The organism is Altererythrobacter sp. (assembly GCF_050299635.1).
Lineage (GTDB): Bacteria > Pseudomonadota > Alphaproteobacteria > Sphingomonadales > Sphingomonadaceae > Erythrobacter.
The window spans coordinates 77,858-97,809 of record NZ_JBNKWF010000004.1; the positions used below are offsets into that span (position 1 = coordinate 77,858).

General features: G+C 62.0%; 20 protein-coding genes and 1 tRNA gene. 7 read left to right on the forward strand and 14 right to left on the reverse strand.

Features of this window, described 5'->3' with window-relative positions; genetic code table 11:
• Positions 1–3: 3 nt before the first annotated feature.
• Positions 4–897, reverse strand: coding sequence for a prephenate dehydratase (locus ACQY6C_RS03115; protein ID WP_427964774.1), 894 nt, complete (start codon positions 895–897; stop codon positions 4–6).
• Between the two features lie 158 nt (positions 898–1,055).
• Between ACQY6C_RS03115 and ACQY6C_RS03120 the strand changes: the two genes are divergently transcribed.
• Positions 1,056–1,709, forward strand: coding sequence for a c-type cytochrome (locus tag ACQY6C_RS03120; RefSeq protein WP_427964576.1), 654 nt, complete (start codon positions 1,056–1,058; stop codon positions 1,707–1,709).
• Positions 1,710–1,742: 33 nt separating this feature from the next.
• On the opposite strand, the gene ACQY6C_RS03125 is transcribed toward ACQY6C_RS03120, so the two are convergent.
• Both ACQY6C_RS03125 and ACQY6C_RS03130 read right to left on the reverse strand, forming a co-directional pair.
• Positions 1,743–2,408: an RlmE family RNA methyltransferase gene (locus tag ACQY6C_RS03125; protein ID WP_427964579.1), complete on the reverse strand. Its 666-nt coding sequence runs from the start codon at positions 2,406–2,408 to the stop codon at positions 1,743–1,745.
• Positions 2,405–3,655 (reverse strand): Ppx/GppA phosphatase family protein, encoded by a 1,251-nt coding sequence (locus ACQY6C_RS03130; protein WP_427964582.1) that lies wholly within the window; start codon positions 3,653–3,655, stop codon positions 2,405–2,407. Before ACQY6C_RS03130 ends, ACQY6C_RS03125 begins: the two co-directional genes overlap by 4 nt.
• 185 nt (positions 3,656–3,840) lie before the next feature.
• On the opposite strand from ACQY6C_RS03130, the gene ACQY6C_RS03135 reads away from it, so the two are divergent.
• A tRNA-Gln gene (locus ACQY6C_RS03135) sits at positions 3,841–3,914 on the forward strand.
• A gap of 64 nt (positions 3,915–3,978) precedes the next feature.
• Positions 3,979–4,863 carry an LOG family protein gene (locus tag ACQY6C_RS03140; RefSeq protein WP_427964585.1) on the forward strand — a complete coding sequence of 295 codons (885 nt, stop codon included), beginning with the start codon at positions 3,979–3,981 and terminating at the stop codon, positions 4,861–4,863.
• A gap of 36 nt (positions 4,864–4,899) precedes the next feature.
• Here the strand turns inward: ACQY6C_RS03140 and thiD are convergent, their stop codons facing one another.
• The 3 genes from thiD to glmM are packed head-to-tail and all read right to left on the reverse strand — an operon-like array spanning position 4,900 to position 7,288.
• Positions 4,900–5,715 (reverse strand): bifunctional hydroxymethylpyrimidine kinase/phosphomethylpyrimidine kinase, encoded by an 816-nt coding sequence (gene thiD / locus ACQY6C_RS03145; protein ID WP_427964587.1) that lies wholly within the window; start codon positions 5,713–5,715, stop codon positions 4,900–4,902.
• Positions 5,712–5,951 carry a DUF1272 domain-containing protein gene (locus tag ACQY6C_RS03150; RefSeq protein WP_427964590.1) on the reverse strand — a complete coding sequence of 80 codons (240 nt, stop codon included), beginning with the start codon at positions 5,949–5,951 and terminating at the stop codon, positions 5,712–5,714. The genes thiD and ACQY6C_RS03150 overlap by 4 nt, the downstream gene beginning before the upstream one ends.
• The gene (gene glmM / locus ACQY6C_RS03155) at positions 5,951–7,288 is read right to left on the reverse strand and encodes a phosphoglucosamine mutase (RefSeq protein WP_427964592.1); all 1,338 of its coding nucleotides are present in this window, start codon (positions 7,286–7,288) and stop codon (positions 5,951–5,953) included. Before glmM ends, ACQY6C_RS03150 begins: the two co-directional genes overlap by 1 nt.
• Before the next feature lie 124 nt (positions 7,289–7,412).
• On the opposite strand from glmM, the gene ACQY6C_RS03160 reads away from it, so the two are divergent.
• Both ACQY6C_RS03160 and ACQY6C_RS03165 read left to right on the forward strand, forming a co-directional pair.
• On the forward strand, positions 7,413–8,678 hold the full coding sequence (locus ACQY6C_RS03160) for a dicarboxylate/amino acid:cation symporter (protein WP_427964595.1): 1,266 nt from the start codon (positions 7,413–7,415) through the stop codon (positions 8,676–8,678).
• An 85-nt stretch (positions 8,679–8,763) separates the two neighbouring features.
• The gene (locus ACQY6C_RS03165) at positions 8,764–9,372 is read left to right on the forward strand and encodes a superoxide dismutase (protein ID WP_427964598.1); all 609 of its coding nucleotides are present in this window, start codon (positions 8,764–8,766) and stop codon (positions 9,370–9,372) included.
• A gap of 105 nt (positions 9,373–9,477) precedes the next feature.
• Here the strand turns inward: ACQY6C_RS03165 and ACQY6C_RS03170 are convergent, their stop codons facing one another.
• The 3 genes from ACQY6C_RS03170 to ACQY6C_RS03180 form a co-directional block, all read right to left on the reverse strand.
• Entirely contained in the window at positions 9,478–10,686 is a 1,209-nt protein-coding gene (locus ACQY6C_RS03170; protein ID WP_427964601.1) for an AI-2E family transporter, read from the reverse strand.
• Positions 10,687–10,794: 108 nt separating this feature from the next.
• The gene (locus ACQY6C_RS03175; protein ID WP_427964604.1) at positions 10,795–11,406 is read right to left on the reverse strand and encodes a sigma-70 family RNA polymerase sigma factor; all 612 of its coding nucleotides are present in this window, start codon (positions 11,404–11,406) and stop codon (positions 10,795–10,797) included.
• An 11-nt stretch (positions 11,407–11,417) separates the two neighbouring features.
• Positions 11,418–11,588 carry a NepR family anti-sigma factor gene (locus ACQY6C_RS03180; RefSeq protein WP_427964607.1) on the reverse strand — a complete coding sequence of 57 codons (171 nt, stop codon included), beginning with the start codon at positions 11,586–11,588 and terminating at the stop codon, positions 11,418–11,420.
• Between the two features lie 142 nt (positions 11,589–11,730).
• Between ACQY6C_RS03180 and ACQY6C_RS03185 the strand changes: the two genes are divergently transcribed.
• The gene (locus ACQY6C_RS03185) at positions 11,731–13,407 is read left to right on the forward strand and encodes a CHASE domain-containing protein (protein ID WP_427964610.1); all 1,677 of its coding nucleotides are present in this window, start codon (positions 11,731–11,733) and stop codon (positions 13,405–13,407) included.
• Between the two features lie 22 nt (positions 13,408–13,429).
• On the opposite strand, the gene ACQY6C_RS03190 is transcribed toward ACQY6C_RS03185, so the two are convergent.
• Together ACQY6C_RS03190 and ACQY6C_RS03195 are read right to left on the reverse strand one after the other, a co-directional pair.
• Positions 13,430–14,224 (reverse strand): response regulator, encoded by a 795-nt coding sequence (locus ACQY6C_RS03190; protein WP_427964613.1) that lies wholly within the window; start codon positions 14,222–14,224, stop codon positions 13,430–13,432.
• A gap of 314 nt (positions 14,225–14,538) precedes the next feature.
• Positions 14,539–15,699: an N-acetyltransferase gene (locus ACQY6C_RS03195; RefSeq protein ID WP_427964616.1), complete on the reverse strand. Its 1,161-nt coding sequence runs from the start codon at positions 15,697–15,699 to the stop codon at positions 14,539–14,541.
• 140 nt (positions 15,700–15,839) lie between these two features.
• Between ACQY6C_RS03195 and ACQY6C_RS03200 the strand changes: the two genes are divergently transcribed.
• Positions 15,840–16,931, forward strand: a complete 1,092-nt coding sequence (locus tag ACQY6C_RS03200; protein WP_427964619.1) for a fatty acid desaturase family protein — start codon at positions 15,840–15,842, stop codon at positions 16,929–16,931.
• Here ACQY6C_RS03200 and lptG read toward each other — a convergent pair whose 3' ends face one another.
• From lptG to clpS, 3 genes are all read right to left on the reverse strand, one after another.
• Positions 16,932–18,029, reverse strand: coding sequence for an LPS export ABC transporter permease LptG (lptG, locus tag ACQY6C_RS03205; protein ID WP_427964622.1), 1,098 nt, complete (start codon positions 18,027–18,029; stop codon positions 16,932–16,934). It lies immediately after the preceding gene.
• 23 nt (positions 18,030–18,052) lie between these two features.
• Positions 18,053–19,285 (reverse strand): LptF/LptG family permease, encoded by a 1,233-nt coding sequence (locus ACQY6C_RS03210; RefSeq protein ID WP_427964625.1) that lies wholly within the window; start codon positions 19,283–19,285, stop codon positions 18,053–18,055.
• Positions 19,286–19,387: 102 nt separating this feature from the next.
• Entirely contained in the window at positions 19,388–19,738 is a 351-nt protein-coding gene (gene clpS / locus ACQY6C_RS03215; RefSeq protein ID WP_427964777.1) for an ATP-dependent Clp protease adapter ClpS, read from the reverse strand.
• Between the last annotated feature and the right edge of the window lie 214 nt (positions 19,739–19,952).

Consider the following 19,952-nt stretch of genomic DNA (forward strand, 5'->3'; position numbering starts at 1 on the left):
GCGCTAGCCGCGCTTACGCGCCTGGCGATAGCAGCCCAGTATGCGCAGTTCCTTGCTGTGGAAGGCCAGTTCCTCGAGCGCACGGTCGACTGCGGGATCGCCGGGAGCGCCCACGATGTCGGCATAGAACATGGTCGCGGCAAAGCTGGCGCCTTCCTGGTAGCTTTCCAGCTTGGTCATGTTGACGCCGTTGGTGGCGAAGCAGCCCAGCGCCTTGTAAAGCGCGGCAGGTACGTTTTTCACTTCAAACACGAAGGTCGTGATTGCCTCATCGCCGTCCAGCACGGCCGGATCGAGCGGATCCTGCGCCAGGATCACGAAGCGCGTCATATTGTCATGTGCGTCCTGCACATTTTGCTCGGCAATCTCGAGCCCGTAGAGCTCGGCCGCGATAGGCGGGGAGATTGCCGCGATCGACGGGTCGCCCTGTTCGGCCACAAATGCGGCGGCACCCGCCGTGTCAGTATAGTTGATTGGCACGATGCCGCGCTCGCGCAGGAAGTGATGTGACTGCCCCAGCGCCTGCGGATGGCTGTAGGCGGCCTTGAAGGGCCCTTTGCCCAATCCCATCAACGCGTGGTCGATCGGCATGAAATATTCGCCCACGATCGAAAGCCCGCTTGCCGGCAGCAGGAAGTGGATGTCTGCCACGCGGCCATGCTGCGAGTTCTCGATCGGGATGATCGCGCTGCCCGCCTTGCCTGCCTTCACCGCATCGATCGCATCGGCGAAGCTGAAGCAGGGCAGTGGCAGGCAATCGGGGCACGCCTCCATCGCTGCACGGTGTGAATTGGCACCGGGCGATCCCTGGAATGTGATCGCGCGCTGCGGTTCGGCTGCAGCCGATTCGCGCATGGTGGCGACCATCGCCTTGGCAAGAGTGGGGAAGTTCTGCATCGGAATGCTGCTATCCGCGCCAGCCGCGCCCGGCAAGCCCGGAAAGATCGCCAGATTGCTTCGCCACAGGTCGATCCATGATCGCCCTTGCACCTTGCGCCATGCGCGACTAGAGCGGCGCGCAATTGCGCAACTCACTTCGCGGATCAAACCTGACCATGAACGATCGTTTCAACACTGCCGCCGGCTGGGTCCTCTTTTCCGGCATTGTCGCTTTGGGTCTTGCAATCCTCAGCGGCAAGGTCTTCCACGCCGATGGGCATGAAGAACTCGAAACTCCCGGCTATGTCATCGAAGCGGGTGAAGAAGGTGGCGGTGAAGCGGCGGGCCCCGATCTGGGGACGCTTCTGGCAACGGGCGATCCGGCTGCCGGCGAGAAGATCTTCGCCAAATGCACCGCTTGCCATACAGTTGACCAGGGCGGTGCCAATGGCATCGGCCCGAACCTTTTTGGCGTGATGGGCAAGCCGATCGGCAAGCATGTCGCCGGATTCGCCTATAGCTCGGCGCTATCGGACCACGGCGGCGACTGGACCTGGGAAAATCTGGACGCATGGCTCGCCAGCCCGCGTGGTTTTGCCAATGGCACCAAGATGAGCTTCGCCGGCCTTTCCAAGCCGGAAGATCGCGCCAATGTGATGCTGTTCCTCGAATCCAAGGGCGGTGCTCCGGCCAAACCGGCACCTGCCGCGGCTGAGGAGGCGGGTGCGGAAAGCGCGTCGGCTGACGAAGGCGCAACGGAGAGCGAAGCTGCTGCCGAAGCAGTGGCCGAGCAGGACGCTGCCGCCCAGACGGAAGAAGCCGGCGCCTGATTTTCGCCGTTAGCAGGGCGTTTAGCGCGACAGCTAGCCGCGCCCCTTGAATTTTTGAGCCACGACATACCACTCTGACGAGCCCTTGCGGCTCGCCGGGGGTTTGGCGTGTTTGACGCTGGCGAAATTCTGCTTGAGCATGTCGAGCAGGTCGCTGTCCGTACCACCAGCCAGGACCTTGGCCACGAAAGCACCGCCTGATTGCAGGTTTTCGATTGCAAACCATGCTGCTGCCTCGACCAGCGCCATGGTGCGCAGATGGTCTGTCTGCTTGTGGCCAACGGTATTGGCGGCCATGTCCGACAGGACAAGATCGGGCGTCCCGTCCAGTTCCGCCTCCAGCGCGGCCGGAGCGGCATCGTCCATGAAATCCATCTGCAGGATGCTGACGCCGTCGATCGGATCGGTCGGCAGAAGGTCGATCCCGACCACGGCCGCACCGGGAGCCAGCTTGCGCACCACCTGACTCCATCCGCCCGGCGCGATCCCCAGATCGACCACACGCTTCGCGCCGCGGATCAGGCTGAAACGCTCGTCCAGCTCGATCAGCTTGTAGGCGGCCCGGCTGCGATAGCCCTCCGCCTTGGCCTGCTTCACATAGGGGTCGTTGAGCTGCCGTTCGAGCCAGCGCGTGGACGAGGCGCTGCGCTTGCGCGCGGTGCGCACGCGCTTGTCAGGGTTGCGGCCTGACCGGCTCATTGCGCGGCTTTGCCGTCAGGACGCTGCAGGTCCGCCGCCATCAGGCTGCGCAATATGCCCTCGCGGATGCCGCGATCGGCTACGCCCAGGCGATCCGCTGGCCATATGTCGAGGATCGATTCGAGGATGGCGCAGCCCGCCACCACCAGATCCGCCCGATCCTGCCCAATGCAGGGCAGTTCGCTGCGTTCTCCGCGCGACAGAGTGGCAAGGCGCGTGCTGATCTCGCGCATCGATTGTGAAGGAACGATAAGCCCGTCCACCGCCTTGCGGTCGTAATGCGGCAGCTCGAGATGCAGGCTCGCCAGCGTCGTCACCGTTCCGCTTGTGCCGAGCAAGCGCTTGTCTTCATGCTTGGCCGCTTCGGCGATCCGTCCGGCAAAGGGCGCGAAACTGTCCGAAACGATCTGGCGCATCCTGGCATAGCGGCTGGCGCGGCCTTCATCGGTCGGGTCAAGCCTTGGAACGGTGTCGGTCAGCGACACAACGCCCCACGGCACGCTCGCCCAATCGAGAATGCGCGGCACTGCGCCCGAGGGTTCTAGCAGGACGAGTTCGGTCGAACCGCCGCCGATATCAAAGATCACCGCCGGGCCTTCGCCCTGTTCGAGCAGGATATGGCAGCCGAGCACCGCCAGCCGGGCTTCTTCTTCCGCGCTGATGACGTTCAGCACGATGCCGGTCTCCTCGCGCACGCGCTCGATGAACTCCTGGCCGTTGGCGGCACGGCGGCACGCCTCGGTGGCGACCGAATGGGCCAGCGTTACATTGCGGCGGCGCAGCTTGTCGGCGCAGACCGACAACGCGCTGAGCGTGCGGTCCATGGCTGCATCGCTGAGCCGGCCCGATTGCGCCAGGTCTTCGCCCAGCTTCACGACGCGGCTGAAGGCATCGATAACGGTGAAATTCTCGCCCGATGGGCGCGCAATCAGCAGGCGGCAGTTATTGGTGCCGAGATCGAGCGCTGCATAGGCCTGTCGCCGCTGCCTGGGATTATCCTGAAACGGAGTACGCGCAGGCGCGGAAGGACGTGCGGCGCGCTTGCCATTGCACGGCGCCGAATCGTTCCTGCTTGCTGGCCTGTTCTGCTGTGCGGATTTGCCGCCGCTGCGCTTCCCAGGGCGGGAAGCACCGTCATCCTTAGGCTGAGAGGAGCGTTTGTAGCGAAAATCGGCTACCTTGCCGGACCTGCCGCTCCTGTGTTTTCCAGCCTTCCTTTTGCTGTCCGGCGGAGAAAATCCCGCCATATTCAATACTTTCTTTTCCTCTCGCACCCTGGTGGCGCGAGGACTTGGCTGTAATGTTATCCTGAGTGTGCGGGCGGGGCAAGCTCGGTAAGAATGTGCGCGTCACGGGCCTTGACCTGCGGCCTGCGCGAAACTAGATGCACCCTCCGCTCGCCAAGGCGCTTTTCGCCTCTCGCAAGCCGTGTTGCCCCGTCGTCTAATGGTAAGACTACGGACTCTGACTCCGTCAATTGAGGTTCGAATCCTCACGGGGCATCCAGACCATCATCTCACATTGTCCATTGGGCTTGCCGACGCCGCAGGTCCCGCCTAGGCCCGTGTTTATGAATGACAAACCCAATGATCACGAACTGACCGGCCGCAAATTCTATCCGGCCGACCAGGAAGCCAGCTTTGCCGATGCGGAAGTACATGAGACGCCGCAAACGCTGCATCCGGCCTACCAGCTCGCTTTCCGCGATACCGATTTCATGCTGCGTGACGAACTGCGCCCGGTGCGCTTCCAGCTTGAGCTGCTGAAGACGGAAATGCTGCTTGATGAAGCGCGGGTTGGCTCGACTCTGGTGATGTATGGCTCTGCGCGCATCCCTTCGCCGGACGAAGCCGAGGCGGTGATGGAAGCAGCCAGGGGCGGCAGCGAGTTCGAGCAGAAGGTGGCGAAGAATCTCGCCGCCAAGGCGAAATATTATGATGTCGCCTACAAACTCGCCAGGATCGTGAGTGAGAAGTCGATTGTCGAAGGTGGCAAGCGCCAGTTCGTGATTACCTCGGGCGGCGGGCCCTCGATCATGGAGGCCGCCAATCGCGGGGCCAGCGATGCAGGCGCTGAATCGATCGGGCTCAATATCGTGTTGCCGCATGAGCAATCGCCCAATGCCTATGTGACGCCCTATCTCAGCTTCCGCTTCCATTATTTCGCGCTGAGGAAGATGCACTTCCTGCTGCGCGCCCGCGCTGTGGCGGTGTTCCCCGGCGGTTTCGGCACATTCGACGAGCTGTTCGAACTGCTCACGCTGATCCAGACCAAGAAAATGAAGCCGATCCCGATCTTGCTGTTTGGCAGGGAGTTCTGGGACCGGGTGGTCGATTTCGAGGCTATCGCAGAGGAAGGCACGATCTCGCCAAAGGATCTGGAGCTGTTTCACTGGTGCGAAACGGCGGAAGATGCCTGGTGCCATATCGCCGAGTTCTACGATCTGGAGTGTTGACGAGAGGGCGGAGAGAGAGCCGGCTCGCGCGCCCCTTTAGCCCCCTCTCACCGCCTGATGGCCAAGCGGACCATTCCCGGCGCCAAAACCCGGTGCGCCCTCGATCGCGCGATAGACGAAACTGCGTGCCAGGCGCACGGCATGCTCCAGCGGCTGCCCATGGCCCAGCAATACCGCGATGGCCGATGACAGGGTGCAGCCGGTGCCATGCGTATGGCGCGTATCGAGCCGGGCATGGTTGAAGGCCACCGCGCGCTCGTCGGCCGGCCCCACCAGCGTATCGATGACGCGGTGATCCTCGGTATGCCCGCCCTTCGCCAGAACGAAGCAGCCATAGGCCTGCGCGAGTTCCAGCGCAGCATGCTGCATCTGTTCGAGTGTAGCCAGCGTGCGTCCGGCAAGGTGTTCGAGCTCGGGCAGGTTGGGCGTGACCAGCGTGGCGCGCGGGAATAGCCTCTCTCGCAGCAGTTCCACCGTGTCCGGCGCGATCAGCGCCGCGCCCGAGGTGGAGATCATCACCGGATCGAGCACAATCGGCACATTCGAATCAGCGCGTTCGAGCGCGCTGCAGACCGCTCCCAGAATCTCGCTATCATGCAGCATACCGATCTTGATCGCGTCGACGCCGATATCCTCGACGCAGGAAGCGATCTGCTTGCTGACGATCTCGCCGCCCATCGGCGCGATGGCTTGCACGCCCAAGCTGTTCTGCGCCGTCACCGCAGTGATCGCGCTCATGGCATAGCCGCCGAGCATGGTGATGGTCTTGATATCGGCCTGAATGCCTGCACCGCCGGATGAATCCGATCCGGCAATGGCGAGGATCCGGGGCGGGGGCTTAGACCCGGTCATCCTGGGCCTGTCGAAGGAATGAACTTCCGCTCCGTCGAAGGCGGAAACTTGTCATGCAGCTTCTTCGCGCGGGTCGGCCGATCCATCAGTTCGCCGCCGCAATTGGGGCAGACATCGTCCAGATCCTCGGCACAGGTGGTGCAGAAGGTGCATTCAAAGCTGCAGATGAAGGCTCCCGGCACTTCCGCCGGAAGGTCCGCTCCGCAGCGTTCGCAATCGGGCCGCATTTCCAACATTACGCCGCCTCCTTCACCGCCGCACAGATCCGGTCGACGACCGCTTCGACCTGACTCTGGTCATCGCCTTCGGCCATCACACGGATCACCGGCTCGGTTCCCGAAGGACGGATCACGAGCCGTCCCTTGCCCTCAAGCTCGCGCTCGGCATCGGCGATCACCTGCTTTACGCCGCTGTCATCCAGCGGCTGGCCGCCATCATAGCGCACGTTCTTGAGCAGTTGAGGCACCGTATCGAACAGATGCAGCAATTCGCTCGCCGGCTTGCCCGAACGCACGAGGCTGGCCAGCACACCCATCGCCGCAATGGTGCCGTCGCCCGTCGTCGCATGGTCGAGCAGGATCATATGGCCCGATTGCTCGCCGCCGACGTTGAAGCCGCCCTGCTTCATCCGTTCGAGCACATAGCGGTCACCCACTTTGGTGCGTTCGAGCGACAGACCCTGTCCTTGCAGGAAGCGCTCGAGACCAAGGTTGGACATGACCGTGGCAACCACGCCGCCGCCCTTCAATGTGCCCTTTTGCGCCATGCGCGTGGCCATCAGCGCCATCAGCTGGTCGCCATCGACCGCCTGGCCTTTCTCGTCGACCACGATCAGCCGGTCGGCGTCGCCATCCAGTGCGATGCCGATATCAGCGCTAGTCTCGACCACCTTGGCCTGTAGCGCTCCGATCGCAGTGGAGCCGACATTGCGGTTGATGTTGGTTCCGTCGGGCGAGACGCCCAGCGTCACCACTTCCGCTCCCAGTTCCCAGATGGCCGAAGGCGCGACCTGGTATGCCGCGCCATTGGCGCAATCGACCACCACCTTGAGCCCATCGAAACGCGTATCGCTGGAGATCGATTGCTTGACCGCGTGGATGTAGCGACCACGGGCATCCTCGATCCGCCGCGCACGGCCAATCCGGTCAGCATCAACCAGCATCGGCGGCTTGTCGAGCAAACCCTCGATCGCGAGCTCGTCTTCATCGGAAAGCTTGAACCCATCTGGCCCGAACAGCTTGATTCCGTTGTCCTCATATGGGTTGTGGCTGGCAGAGATCATGACGCCAAGATCGGCCCGCATCTCGCGCGTGAGCAGCGCGATGGCCGGCGTGGGCAAGGGGCCGGTCATGATGACGTCCATCCCCACGCTGGTGAAACCCGCCACCAGCGCGCTTTCCATCATATAGCCGGACAGGCGCGTGTCCTTGCCGATCACCACCCGGTGGCGATGCGTGCCGCGCAGGAAATGTGCGCCTGCCGCCTGGCCCACCTTCATGGCGGTTGCGGCGGTCATCACGCCCTTGTTTGTGCGGCCCCTGATTCCGTCGGTGCCAAAGAACTTGCGTGTCATCGGACGATAGCGTCCCCTAATTCGTGGATCGGATGGCCCGGATCGGTCCGGCCTGATTGTCAGCAGCTTCTGGCGTGGTTATCGCGCTAATGGAAGGGTTTGATGCCCGATTGGGGAAGAGTTTGTGAGCGATACGGCGGCACAGCGGTTCGAATTGATCGATATCAGGCTGCCGGTTGGCTGGACCTTTGCCGGTCTCGTCGCCGGGCTGGTGCTCGGAATGCTGCTCTCCGCGAACGCTTCCATCGAGCTGGTTCTGGCGGTGACGGAGCCGGTTGCGACCCTGTGGCTGCGCGCCCTGCAGATGACGATCATTCCGCTGGTCGGCGCGCTGCTGGTACTGGGTATCACGCAGATGGCGCAGGCCGCGCGAGCCGGTGCTGCTGCGCGCCGGATGCTGGGCCTGGTGTTCGCAGTGCTGATATTGAGCGGGCTGATCGCCGCCATTTTCATGCCCATGCTGCTCGCGATATTTCCGGTGCCCGATGCGGCTGCAGAGGTCTTCGCCAGGAGCGAACTGGCCGATCAACAGGTGCCGGGGATCGGAGAATTCCTCACTTCACTGATCGCGCCCAATATCTTTGCCGCCGCTGCGGAAACCAACATGCTGCCGCTGACGGTCTTCTTCGCTTTACTGGCGGTGGCGATTACGCGGCTCGAGCAGGCGCAGCGCGGATCGCTGCTCGGCCTGTTTCATGCGCTGGCCAATGCCATGTTGATGATTATCGGCTGGGTCTTGTGGCTGGCGCCGATAGGGGTGTTCGCGCTGGCGCTGGGCGTTGCCTCCAGGGCGGGCGCAGACGGGGCCTTCGTCACGCTGGGGCATTACATCCTGACTGTATCGGCGATGGGCCTGCTGGTCTTGCTGGGGGCCTATCTGCTCGTCTGGCTGCTCGGACGGGTGAATCTGCTGCAATTTGCGCGCGCCATGGTCCCCACGCAGGCAGTGGCGCTGTCGACACAAAGCTCGCTCGCCAGCCTGCCCGCCATGCTCGACAGCACCAACCGGCTGGGATTCCGCCAGAGCACGTCGGAGTTCGTCCTGCCGCTGGCGGTGGCGATCTTCCGCGCGACCAGCCCTGCGATGAACATGGCGGTGGCCATCTATGTCGCGCATCTTGCCGGAGTCGAACTCAGTCCGGTTGTGCTCGTGGGCGGCATTCTGGTCGCGCTCATCATCAGTGTCGGCTCGGTCAGCCTGCCCGGTTCGATCAGCTTTGTCGTTTCGATTGGGCCGATTGCGCTGGCGATGGGCGTTCCGATCGAACCGCTGGCACTTCTGGTTGCAGTGGAGATGCTGCCTGATATTATGCGAACGCTCGGAAATGTGACGATGAATGTCGCACTGACCGGCGCAATCGACCGGGTCGGCGCAAAACAGCAAAACTGACGCAACCTTTCACACAATCGATAGTTGGTCGGGCGTACCCCCGGCTGTTTTCCGGTGTCAATCCAACGCCATAAATGGAGTAATCATGGCCTTTACACTCATTCCTCTCCCATACTCAGATGATGCGCTTGCCCCGGCTGTTTCGGCCGAGACCCTCTCGTTCCACTATGGCAAGCACCATCAGGCCTATATCGACAAGACCAATGCGGCGATTGACGGCACCGAGCTGGCCGACAAGCCGCTCGAAGCGGTTATCGCTGCGGCGCGCGGTTCCAATCAGGGCCTGTTCAACAATGCGGCGCAGAGCTGGAATCACGGCTTCTACTGGCATTCGCTGGCCGCTGATGGCGGCGCTCCGTCAGGCGAACTGGCGAGCATGATCGATGCCAGTTTCGGCTCGCTCGACAACCTCAAGCAGCAGCTCAAGGATCGCGGCGCAGGCCATTTCGCCAGCGGTTGGGTGTGGCTCGCCGAAAAGGACGGCAAGCTCTCGATCGAGGAAACGCATGATGGCGACACTTTGGCCGACAGCGGCTTCAACCCGCTGCTGACGATCGACGTTTGGGAGCACGCCTATTATCTCGATCACCAGAACGCGCGTCCGGCCTATCTGTCAGCAGTCGTCGACGGCAAGCTGAACTGGGCTTTCGCTGCGGAGAACCTGGCTCGCGGAAGCGCCTGGACCTACGGCTGAGGCCAAGTCAGGGATAGCTCCGGATCTGCGCGCTATCTCGTGAAATCTGTCGAAATGGGGCCTGTCAGCAAAGCGTTGGCGGGCCCCACTTCCAAACGGGACGGATCAGCCGGCTTGTCCGCCGGATTCCTCATCCAGGCCCATCGCCAGCGGATTGGCCTTGAACAGCGGCTCGCCGAAAATGAAGCCCACCAGATTGGGTTTGCCGACATGGTCGAAGAAGGCGGTGAGCGTCAGCAGAATAGGGACCGAAAGCAGTGCCCCGAACACGCCCCAGATCCATGAGAAATAGGACAGGGCAATCAGGATCAACACCGGGTTCATGGTGAAGCGTGCGCCCAGGATCGAAGGCGTCACGACATTCGATTCCACCGTGTGCAGCCCGAGATAGGCCGCGGCGGGAACCAGCCCCAGCACCATCGTCTCTGCCGTGCCAATCCCGAACAGTGCGAGCAGCACGGTCATCGCCATCGGGCCGATATAGGGCACGAAATTGAGGATGGCGGCGAGGCCGCCCCACATTACTGGCGCGTCGATCCCCATCAGCCAGGCGCCCGCCGCAACGATTATCCCGACCCCGGCGTTTATCCATCCGACAGTGAGGATATAGGCGGCCACCCGGTCCTGCACCTCGCGCATTACCCGTGCGGCCTTTACCGACGATCCATAGCTTGCCCGGTCGAACAGCAGGTGACGACGCAGCCTCACCCTCGATTCGATCATGAAGAACGTCATCAGGAAGGTCAGCAGCATCTCCAGCACCGCGCTGGGAGTCGCGAAGGCGAGTTGTTCGAGCACGCTGGGACTGGCCAGCACGACTTCGCGTCCGCCCGATTGCCCCATCAGCCTGGCAATCTCGCGATTGGCGGAGGCCAGCCAGGCGAACTGATCGCGCAACTGGCCGAAGCGTTCGCCCACCCGCCGCGTCATCTCGGGTACTTCGTCGAACAGTGCCACAGCCGGCTGCAGCACCAGCGCCAGCGCGAGCAGCACCACCCCGACGAAGAACAGCAGCGCCAGAAGCGAGGCGAGGACATTGGGCAGGCCGAATGACGACAGCCGGTCAGCCAGCGGCGAAAGCAGAATGGTGAGCAGGATCGCCGTCACAAGCGGCAGGAACACGACCGATCCGATCGAGAGTACGAAGGGCAGGGCAAGGAACAGCCCAAGCCCCAACAGCACCACCAGCGCGGATATCAGCCTCAGTTCCTCTTCCGCAAAGGCCATGCGCCGACTGGGCAAGCGCTTCGGCCCGCGCAGGTGAGGGCCTGATTTGCCTGAAGTTTTCGGCGCAGATGATGGCTTGTCATTCATCGGGCTTCACTTTGCTGCCAAGCCTGCCGCAGGGCAAGCCTGAGTCCGCCCGCCCGCTTCAGATTATTGTTCTGGTGTGCCGGATTGGCGACCGTGCGAAACCGGCGATCAGTTCTTGGTCGCGGCGACACCGTTACCGGCGGCCACTTCGTCAAGTTCTTCCAGAATCGCACGATGCGCTGCCTCGTCGTCGACCGAGCGCGGCGGGATTTGCCCGCTTTCCAGCATTTCGGACAGTGCAGCGCGCGCGCGGCCCACGCGGCTCTTGATCGTGCCGATCGCGCATCCGCAGATCTGCGCTGCTTCCTCGTAGGAAAATCCGCCTGCGCCCACCAGCAACAGCGCCTCGCGCCGTTCTGGCGGCAAGGTCAGCAAGGCGCGGTGCATGTCGGAAAGGTGGATCGGTTCTTCCTGCCCGGCGGGGGCCGTGAGAATCCGCTCCGCAACCGTCTCGTCATATTCACCGCGAAAACGATTGCGGCGCATATCGGTGAGATAGACGTTGCGCAGGATCACGAAGGTCCAGGCCCGCATGGACGTGCCCGGCTCAAACCGGTCCTGCGCCGCCCAGGCCTTCATCAGCGTTTCCTGCACTAGATCGTCGGCCATGTCGGGGCGCCCGCATAGACCGCGTGCAAAGGCCCGCAAGTGCGGGACGACTTCCGTCAACTCGCGCTTGAAATCGGCCTTCTCGGCCGCGGTCCTTGCAACTTTTGCCATCGGTCGCTCTCTCAAGCCTTGCCCTGGTTCGGGCTGTCATCGAGCTTGTCGAGCAGATCCCGAAAACTGTCGGGAAGTGGCTCTTCAACGACCGAATCATATAGCTGACGCAAACCATCTGCCCAATCGGGTTGCTTGCGTGGTTGCTTTTCCGGTTCCGGAATGATCTTTTCCCCTGCCATGCGAACCCCGATTGACCGACCTGCATGAATCGACAGATCGATCCTATGCGGCAGATGGCTATACGTCGAGGGAACGATGCCCCGTCTGTTTGGTTCCCTCCCCTTGGAGAGCGCAACCCATTGTGGGAATATGGAAAGCGCAATGGCTAACCGCAATCTTTCCCGCGACACGCCGCCGCCAGGGCACGGGCGCATAGGCCGCTGGCTGATCGCCTATCCGCGCGCCGTGCCGATCGCGATCTTCCTGGCGATCCTTTCGATTACCGGCGTCAGCGTATTCTCGATCGAAAGCGGAGAGCTGCAGCGCGACCGTGCGCAAATGGCCGAAGCCGCGCAATCCGCTGAAGCCGCGCTGGAGCGCAGGGGCAGCACAAACGCGTCCTATCTACGTGCCGGAGCGGCGCTGTTCGCAACGGTGGACCGGGTGCGCCCGGCGATGTTCAACCGCTTCGTTTCCGAACTGAAACTCGACACCGATTATCGCGGCACCGAAGGGATCGGCTGGGCCGAAGCGATCACTCCGGCAGAGATCCCCGATTACGAGAAGCGCATCACCGAACAGACGGGCAGCAGCCTGCGGGTCAATCCAGAGCCTGCTGAAGGAACGGATCGGCTGGTGCCTGTCACATTCCTCTTGCCCAATACGGAAAGGAACCGCCGGGCCCTGGGATACGACATGTATTCCCAGCCGACCCGCCGCGCTGCGATGGACGAGGCCGAACGCATGGTGCGCCCGACGGCATCGGGCAAGATCGTGCTGGTGCAGGAAGGGACGGGCGATGCGCCAGGTTTCCTGATCTACATGCCGGTGTTCGAGGATACACTGACAGGGCGGGAACTGCGCGGCTACATCTACAGCCCGTTCAACGCGCAGATTTTCCTGGAAAGCGCGCTTGGGAACTCTGCCTTGGGAGGGATCGGGCTTCGCCTCTATGACGGCAGCAGCGATGACGAGAACCTGATCGCGTCGCGCCCGCCGGTCCATGCGACCGGGCTGGTGCTGACCAGGCGGGTGGAGATTGCCAACCGGCAGTTCCTGCTGGAGATCGAATCCGCCCGCGGTGAATCGCTGTCATCGCTGTCGATGGCGACCCTGCTGTTCGGGCTGTCGGTTGCGGGCCTGCTGATGGTGCTGGTGCGCCTGATGACGCAGCAGGCGCGCGAGGACGAAGCGCGCATCGAATATTACGCGGAGCAGAACTCGATCCGGAACTCGCTGGTGCGCGAGCTCAACCATCGGGTCAAGAACACGCTCGCCAACGTCCTTTCGATTGCATCGCTGACGCGGCGGCGGACCGACAATCTCGATGAATTCGCTTCCGCGCTGGATGGACGTATCCGGGCGCTATCGGCCACGCATGACCTGCTGACCAAGTCCGATTGGGGCACAACCCTGTTGCGCGACGTGGCAGAGGCGGAGCTTGCGCCCTATTCGGCAGGCTTCGATTCGACGGTTGAACTGATCGGACCGGCAGTCGAACTGGCCCCGAACGACGCACTTTCGCTAGGCCTGGCATTGCACGAACTGGCTACGAATGCCGCCAAATACGGGGCGCTGAGCCGCAAGGGCGGCAAGGTTACAATCACCTGGGACATGGCGGGGGAAGATGGGGCAATCATCCGCTGGCAGGAAAGCGGCGGGCCGCAAGTCGAGGCGCAGCGCAAGCCGGGGTTCGGCACGGAACTGATCGAGAAGATCATTGCCCATGAGCTCAAGTCGCCGGTAAAGCTCGAATTTCCGCCAGAAGGGGTGCGATGCGAGCTGCGCGTGCCGGTGCGCCGTCGGGGTGAATTCAAGATACGCGAAGGGACCGATTGAGAGCGGCGACCGGGTGTCCGTCTCAGCCGATCGGGTTGCTCGATCCAAAGAACAGCGCCTGGCTGATCGCCGCGCGAACGGTCCGTTCCTGGAACGGCTTGGTCACGAGATAGGTCGGTTCAGGCCTGTCGCCGGTAAGCAGCCGTTCGGGATAGGCGGTAATGAAGATCACCGGCACATTTCCGGTCTCCAGAATATCGTCTACCGCATCGATGCCGGAAGAACCGTCGGCAAGCTGGATATCGGCCAGCACCAGGCCGGGAGTTCTCTTGGCGATCACTTCGCGCGCTTGGGTGCGGGTCGCGGCGGTGCCGCAAATCTCGTGCCCTAGCGAGGTCACCAGATCCTCCAGCTGCATCGAAATCAGCGGCTCATCCTCGATGATGAGCACGCTGGTTGCAGATTCGCGATCGATTTCCTGGACCGCTTCGTCGACCAGCGCTTCGACCTCTGTGGAGTCCAGACCCATGATATCCGCAGCCTGCGCCGGGCTGAAATCTTCCAGCGTCGTGAGCAGCAGTGCCTGCCGGTTCCGCGGCGTAATCGATTCAAGCCGCAGATTGGCCGCGCTCTCCAGCCCGCTCGCGCCAACCGGTGCGCCTTCATATTCCATGCAGGCGCTCGACCAGACTGCGTTGAAGGCGCGGTAGAGCGGTACACGTCCGCCCGCCAATGAAGCCTTCAGCTCGTCATCGGCCAGGGCAGCTTCCAGGGTCGCGGTGACGATAGCGTCCCCGTTCTTCTGCGAGCCCGTCAAGGCACGGGCATATCGCCGCAAGTAAGGCAGGTTGGCGGCTATCCTATCGCTGAGAGACATCGATTCCCTTCCCGTACGTCCTGTTCGGCCAACGATTCGTACTGTCTTCGGTTCCTTCTAGCACGCTTCCCGCCAATCTTGGCGAAAGGTGTCAGAATACCGGCCCGGCATGCGCGATTCCTGCGTGAATATTTTTTCACCGAGGCGGGAACCGGACAGCGGACTGCGCATTTTTCAGATGTCACCTCCGAGACCCCCCTCCCGTCCAAACGGTAGGTGATACGATCCCAAAAGGCCCTCGTCATTATGGCGAGGGCCTTTTTCAATGACTTGCACCTTTCGATCGCGTGGATCGCGTGGATCGCGCGAGTTGCTCAGCCGAGCTTCTTCTCGAAGATCCAGTATTCGCGGTTGACCTTGCTTTCGATCGCGTCGGCAATGGCCACCATTCCCTGATTGTCATCAAGGATCCAGCCGATTTCGCCGCGTTCGGCGTTGAAATCCTTCACCGCATTGCGGCGGATCTGGCTTATCATCATGAAGGCGAGCTGGCTGGCGAGGCGCGAATTGTGCAGTTCCTTCATCACGCCCATCAGCGGCACGCGCATATTGGCCTGATCCGGCCTGCGGAGCCAGCGCAGCAGGTGGAACCAGCCGAAGGGAAACAGCTTGCCTTTGACCCGTGTGAGCACGGCATTGATATCCGGGAAGGTCAGCATGAAGGCGACCGGCTTGCCGTCCACTTCCGCGATCATGTTGATCTGTTCGTGGATGATGGGTTTCAGCTTCTTGCCGGCATAGGCGACTTCTTCGGGCGTGAAGGGCACAAAGCCCCAATTGTTCGACCATGCATCGTTGAGAATCGCGAGGACGATTGCGACTTCCTCATCCCAGCGGCTCTTGTCGACCTGGCGGACATTGACCCGATCATTGCGTTCGCCCGATTTTACGATCCGCTGGATCAGCGGAGGAAATTCGCTGGTGACATCCAGTTCGTAGGTCAACAGCGCCTTGGCCTTGGCGTAGCCGTGGCTTTCGATCCAGCCGCGGTACTCTTCCGGGTGATGGCCCATCATGATCATGGGTGAATGATCCTGGCCCTTGACCAACAGACCCGGCTCTTCCCAGATCGACATGGAAATCGGGCCGAGCGAACGGGTCATGCCCTGATCGCGCAGCCAGCCTTCTGCGGCATCGAGTAAGGCGTGCGCCACCGCTTCGTCTTCCGCGTCGAAATAGCCGAAATTGCCCGTGCCGGGGCCAAATCCCTGTTCGGCCGGCATAGCAAGCGCAAGCTCGTCGATATGCGCGGAGATGCGCCCCACGGGCGTTCCGCCGCGCTCCGCAATAAACAGCTGCGCGCGCCCGTGCCCGAAAAAGGGGTTCTTGCCCGGATCGACCAATTCCATCTGCTCGCTGCGCAATTGCGGCACCGAATGCGGCAAACGCTCGGCAAAGCTGCGGCCAAGGTCGACAAAACGGGCGCGGCCCTTCTTGCCCGATACGGGGGTGACAACTATCTGATCCTGGCTCACGCGGGTTTCCTGTTCAGCTTGTGATAGCCCTGTGTGCGCAATTTGCGCCGTGTCAAGCAAGCCAGTCGATTACACTGTTAGAGAGGCTTCGTTTGTCCTCCCCGCTAATTGTGCGGTAAAAGACCTCCAGCAACACAGAAATGACCATGGATCACGCATTCGAACCCTCTCCTCCGGTGCACCCCGCGCCCGCCACTCGCGAACAGTTTCTGGCCAGCGATGACAAGGACATGCTGCGCGCTGCGCGCGACCTGACCAAGGGGCTGGGCGAAGCGAAACCGGTGCTTTACTGGCCCGACATGCTGCTTTCGGCTGCGCTAGGCTATGGCGCGATGGCAGGCGCGATTCTGACGGAAAGCGTGCCGCTGGCGGTTGTGTTGGGCCTTGTGTCTTCGCTGGCGCTCTACCGCGCGCTGATGTTCATCCATGAGCTCACGCATATCCACCGCGACGCGCTGCCTGGTTTCCGCTTCACGTGGAACCTGCTGGTCGGCATCCCGCTGCTGACGCCCAGCTTCATGTATGAAGGGGTGCACACGCTGCATCACAAGCGCACGCAATATGGCACGGTGGAGGATCCGGAATATCTCCCGCTGGCGCTGATGAAGCCGTGGAGCCTGCCGGTCTTCGTGCTGATCGCCTTGCTCGCGCCGGTCGGTTTTCTGCTGCGCTATGGGGTGCTGGTGCCGCTTGGCGTGATCGTGCCGCCGATCCGCAAGCTGGTTTGGGAACGAGCATCGGCGCTGATGATCAACCCCGAATTCCGCCGTAAGCCGCCCGAAGGCGTGATGAAGGCGCGCGTGTTCTGGCAGGAGCTGGGCGGGTTCGTCTGGGCATGGACGCTGCTGCTCAGCACACAGATACTCGGATGGCGCCCGTTGCTGATCGCGCTTGCCATCGTGTCGTTGACTGCCGTGCTCAACCAGCTGCGCACGCTGGTAGCCCATCTGTGGGAGAATGAGGGTGAACCGATGACGGTGACGGCCCAATTCCTCGACAGCGTCAATGTTCCGCCCCCCGGACTGGCGGCGGAAATCTGGGCGCCAGTGGGCCTGCGCTACCACGCGCTGCATCACCTGATGCCGTCCATGCCCTATCACGACCTGCCTGAAGCGCATCGCCGCTTGAAGCGCGAACTGGGCGAGAACTCGACCTATGACGGTGCGAACCATCCCGGCATGGCGGTGCTTGTGGCACGGATCGCGAAGAGCACGATGGTGTCCCGGGACTAGCTATTCCTCGGTGCGGATCAACACCGTCTCGCCCACCAGCAGGAACAGGAAAAATGGCGCCCAGGCGGCGAGGAAGGGCGGATATCCGCCGAAGCTTCCCATCGCCAGCGCGGCATTGTCGACCACGAAATAGGCGAAGCCCAGCGCCATTCCGATCAGCGCGCGGACGAACAGATGGCCCGAGCGCGCGAGACCGAATGCTGCCACCGCGCCCAGCAAGGGCATCAGGACCGAAGAGAGCGGGCCTGACAGCTTGTGCCACCATTTGGCGCGCATTTCTGCCGTGCGGCGCCCGACCGCTTCATGCGCCTGGATCGACTCATGCAAGTCGAGGAACGACTGTGCATCGGGATCGATCGTGTCGAGATCGACCTGCTCGGGGGTCAGTTCTTGCCCCACAACCATACTCTCGGGCCGGTCGGTCGTGGTGGTCGAGACGTTGAAACGGACCGGGTTCTCCAGCCGCCAGCCGGGATTGGCAAATGTCGCTCGGTCCGCCCGCACCTGTAGCCGGATCAGTCCGCCGGCTCCCCGTTCGTACCAGGTCACCTTGTTCATGACGATGTTGTCGCCCGATCCGGTGATTGTGGCTGCGGTCAGCACGTTGGATCCGTCGGTCAGATAGACATCAGCCTTGACCCCGGAGTCCTGCGGTACCGGCCCCCATTCGGCCGATTCCCAGGCTTTGAGCGTGGAGGTTGCGCGGGTCACTACCCGTTCGTTGAACGCAAAACTTATCGCGGCCACGACTGTCGCAGTCAGCAGTAGCGGGGCCAGAACCTGATGCGCGGAGAGCCCGGCCGCCTTCATCGCGATCACTTCGCTGTTCTGGTTCAGCGTTACCAGTGTGATGATCGTCGCCAGCAGCACCGAATAGGGCAGGAAGCGCTGGATCAATTGCGGAATGCGGAGCGATGCGTAGGTCAGCAGTTCGCCCTGGCCATTGCCTTCGACTGCCAGGATCTCTCCGCTGTTGGACAGCAGATCGAGCATCATCAGCACCAGCACCAGCATCACCAATACGGCCAGAATCCGCACGATGAACATCTTCGCGAGGTAGAGAGTGAGTGATCTCGAAGGGAAGAAATCGAGCTGCACGGTCGCCTTTTCCTATTCCTCGGCTATTCCGCCGGAGATGCTTCGAGCGAAGCGATCTGGCGTGGCCGACGGCGCTTGAACAGCTTCTTTACCCGTTTGGTCAAGCGATCGAACCAGGTTTCCAGTGCACCGATCGCCTGGCCACCCGGGACATATGCCACGCGGTAGTACATCCACAGGATCAGTGCGGAAAACAGCGTAAAGGGCCCCCACAGGGCAATTATCGGGTCAACCCGGCCCAGCGCGGCGATGTCTTCGCCATATTGGTTCACCTTGTGATAGGCGACCACCATGATGATCGAGACGAACACGCCAAGCGCGCTGGTCGATCGTTTGGGCGGGATCGCGAGCGACACCGCCAGCAAGGGCATCAATAGCATCATCACCACTTCGACCAGCCGGAAGTTGAAACTGGCCTGGCTGGCATCGCGCTTGGTTGCCGGCTCCTCGTCGTTCCACCCGATCCGTAACAATTCAGGCAGGATATATTCGCGTTCGGCATCGCCGCGGGCGCGGAATTTTTCTACCGCCGGCAGATCGATCGGCAAATCGTGCCTGCTGAAGCTGAGCACGCGCGGGTTCTTGCTGCCGGTGTCCTGTACGATCGTGCCGTCGGTCAACCGCAGGATGATCGTGTCCGGGCTGTCGCTGGTGGCAAGGAAGGAACCTTCGCGTGCGCTGATCGAGAGGACCTGACCCTTGCTGTTGGCGACGCGGGCGAAGATACCCATCAGGCGCAACCCGTCATCCTCGCTGCGCTCGATCCGCAGCGCCATACGGTCCTTCATGGTAGTGAATTCGCCCACCTTGATTGCCGCGCCGAGCGCGCCGGAGCGCAGCTCGTATTCCATCTGTTCGTAATAGTATCGGCTGACCGGCTGGATGTAGAATACCAGCGCAACGTTTACCGCCACCAGTGCCATCGTGATCAGATAGGGCACGCGCAACAAGCGGTTATAGGACACGCCGAGCGCCCGCATCACGTCAAGCTCGCTGGTTGTCGCCAGGCGGCGGAAAGCGAGCAGGATGCCCAGGAGCAGCCCCAGCGGAATCGCCAGGCTGGCATATTCCGGTATCAGCGCACCCAGCATCTTGAAGACGACCGCGATCGGCCCGCCTTCGACCGCGACAAAGTCGAACAGGCGCAGCATCTTGTCGAGCAGTAGCAGCGAAGCCGCAAGCGCAAACACGCCCAGCATCGGGAACACCACCAGCCGGAAGATGTAGCGGTCAATGCTGGGAAAGAGTTTTGACAAGGCTGTGTCGTCAGTCCAGTTGCGTTTCGCAACGGCTCCTAGCGCGAAAATGCGCCAAGGGCCAATCGACATTCATCACGCGCGGCCCGGATCGGCCCGCGATCAGGCTTTCTCAAGCGTGCACTGCAGCGGGTGCTGGTTCTGCCGGGCGAAATCCATCACCTGGTTCACCTTGGTCTCGGCTACTTCGTAGGGAAAGATACCGCATACGCCGACGCCCCTTTGGTGGACATGCAGCATCACTCTCGTCGCCTGCTCCAGATCCATGGCGAAGAAGCGCTTGAGCACCATCACAACGAATTCCATCGGTGTGTAGTCGTCATTGAGCATCAGCACCTTGTACTGGCTAGGCTTCTTGGGGCGCGTCTTGGTCCTGGTGGCAATGCCGACCTGCTCGTCGGTATCACTATCATCACCGGAACCCGCCATGGCGGCGGGCCGGGGGAGGGGCATATGCTGCGACGCAAAGGGAAAACGCGGATCGATCATCGGGTCCTGCAATATCGTATCGCTCGGCAAGATCGCAAGATGTCAGGCGAGAAGTTAATTCCAGCCGAACATTGCAGCGCCCAAACGACAATCAAGGCGGAAACGCAAGAGCCGGGCGGATCGTTGTGATCCACCCGGCTCGGGCTCGCTGACCAGGATTGGGAGAGAGGAGAGAGGT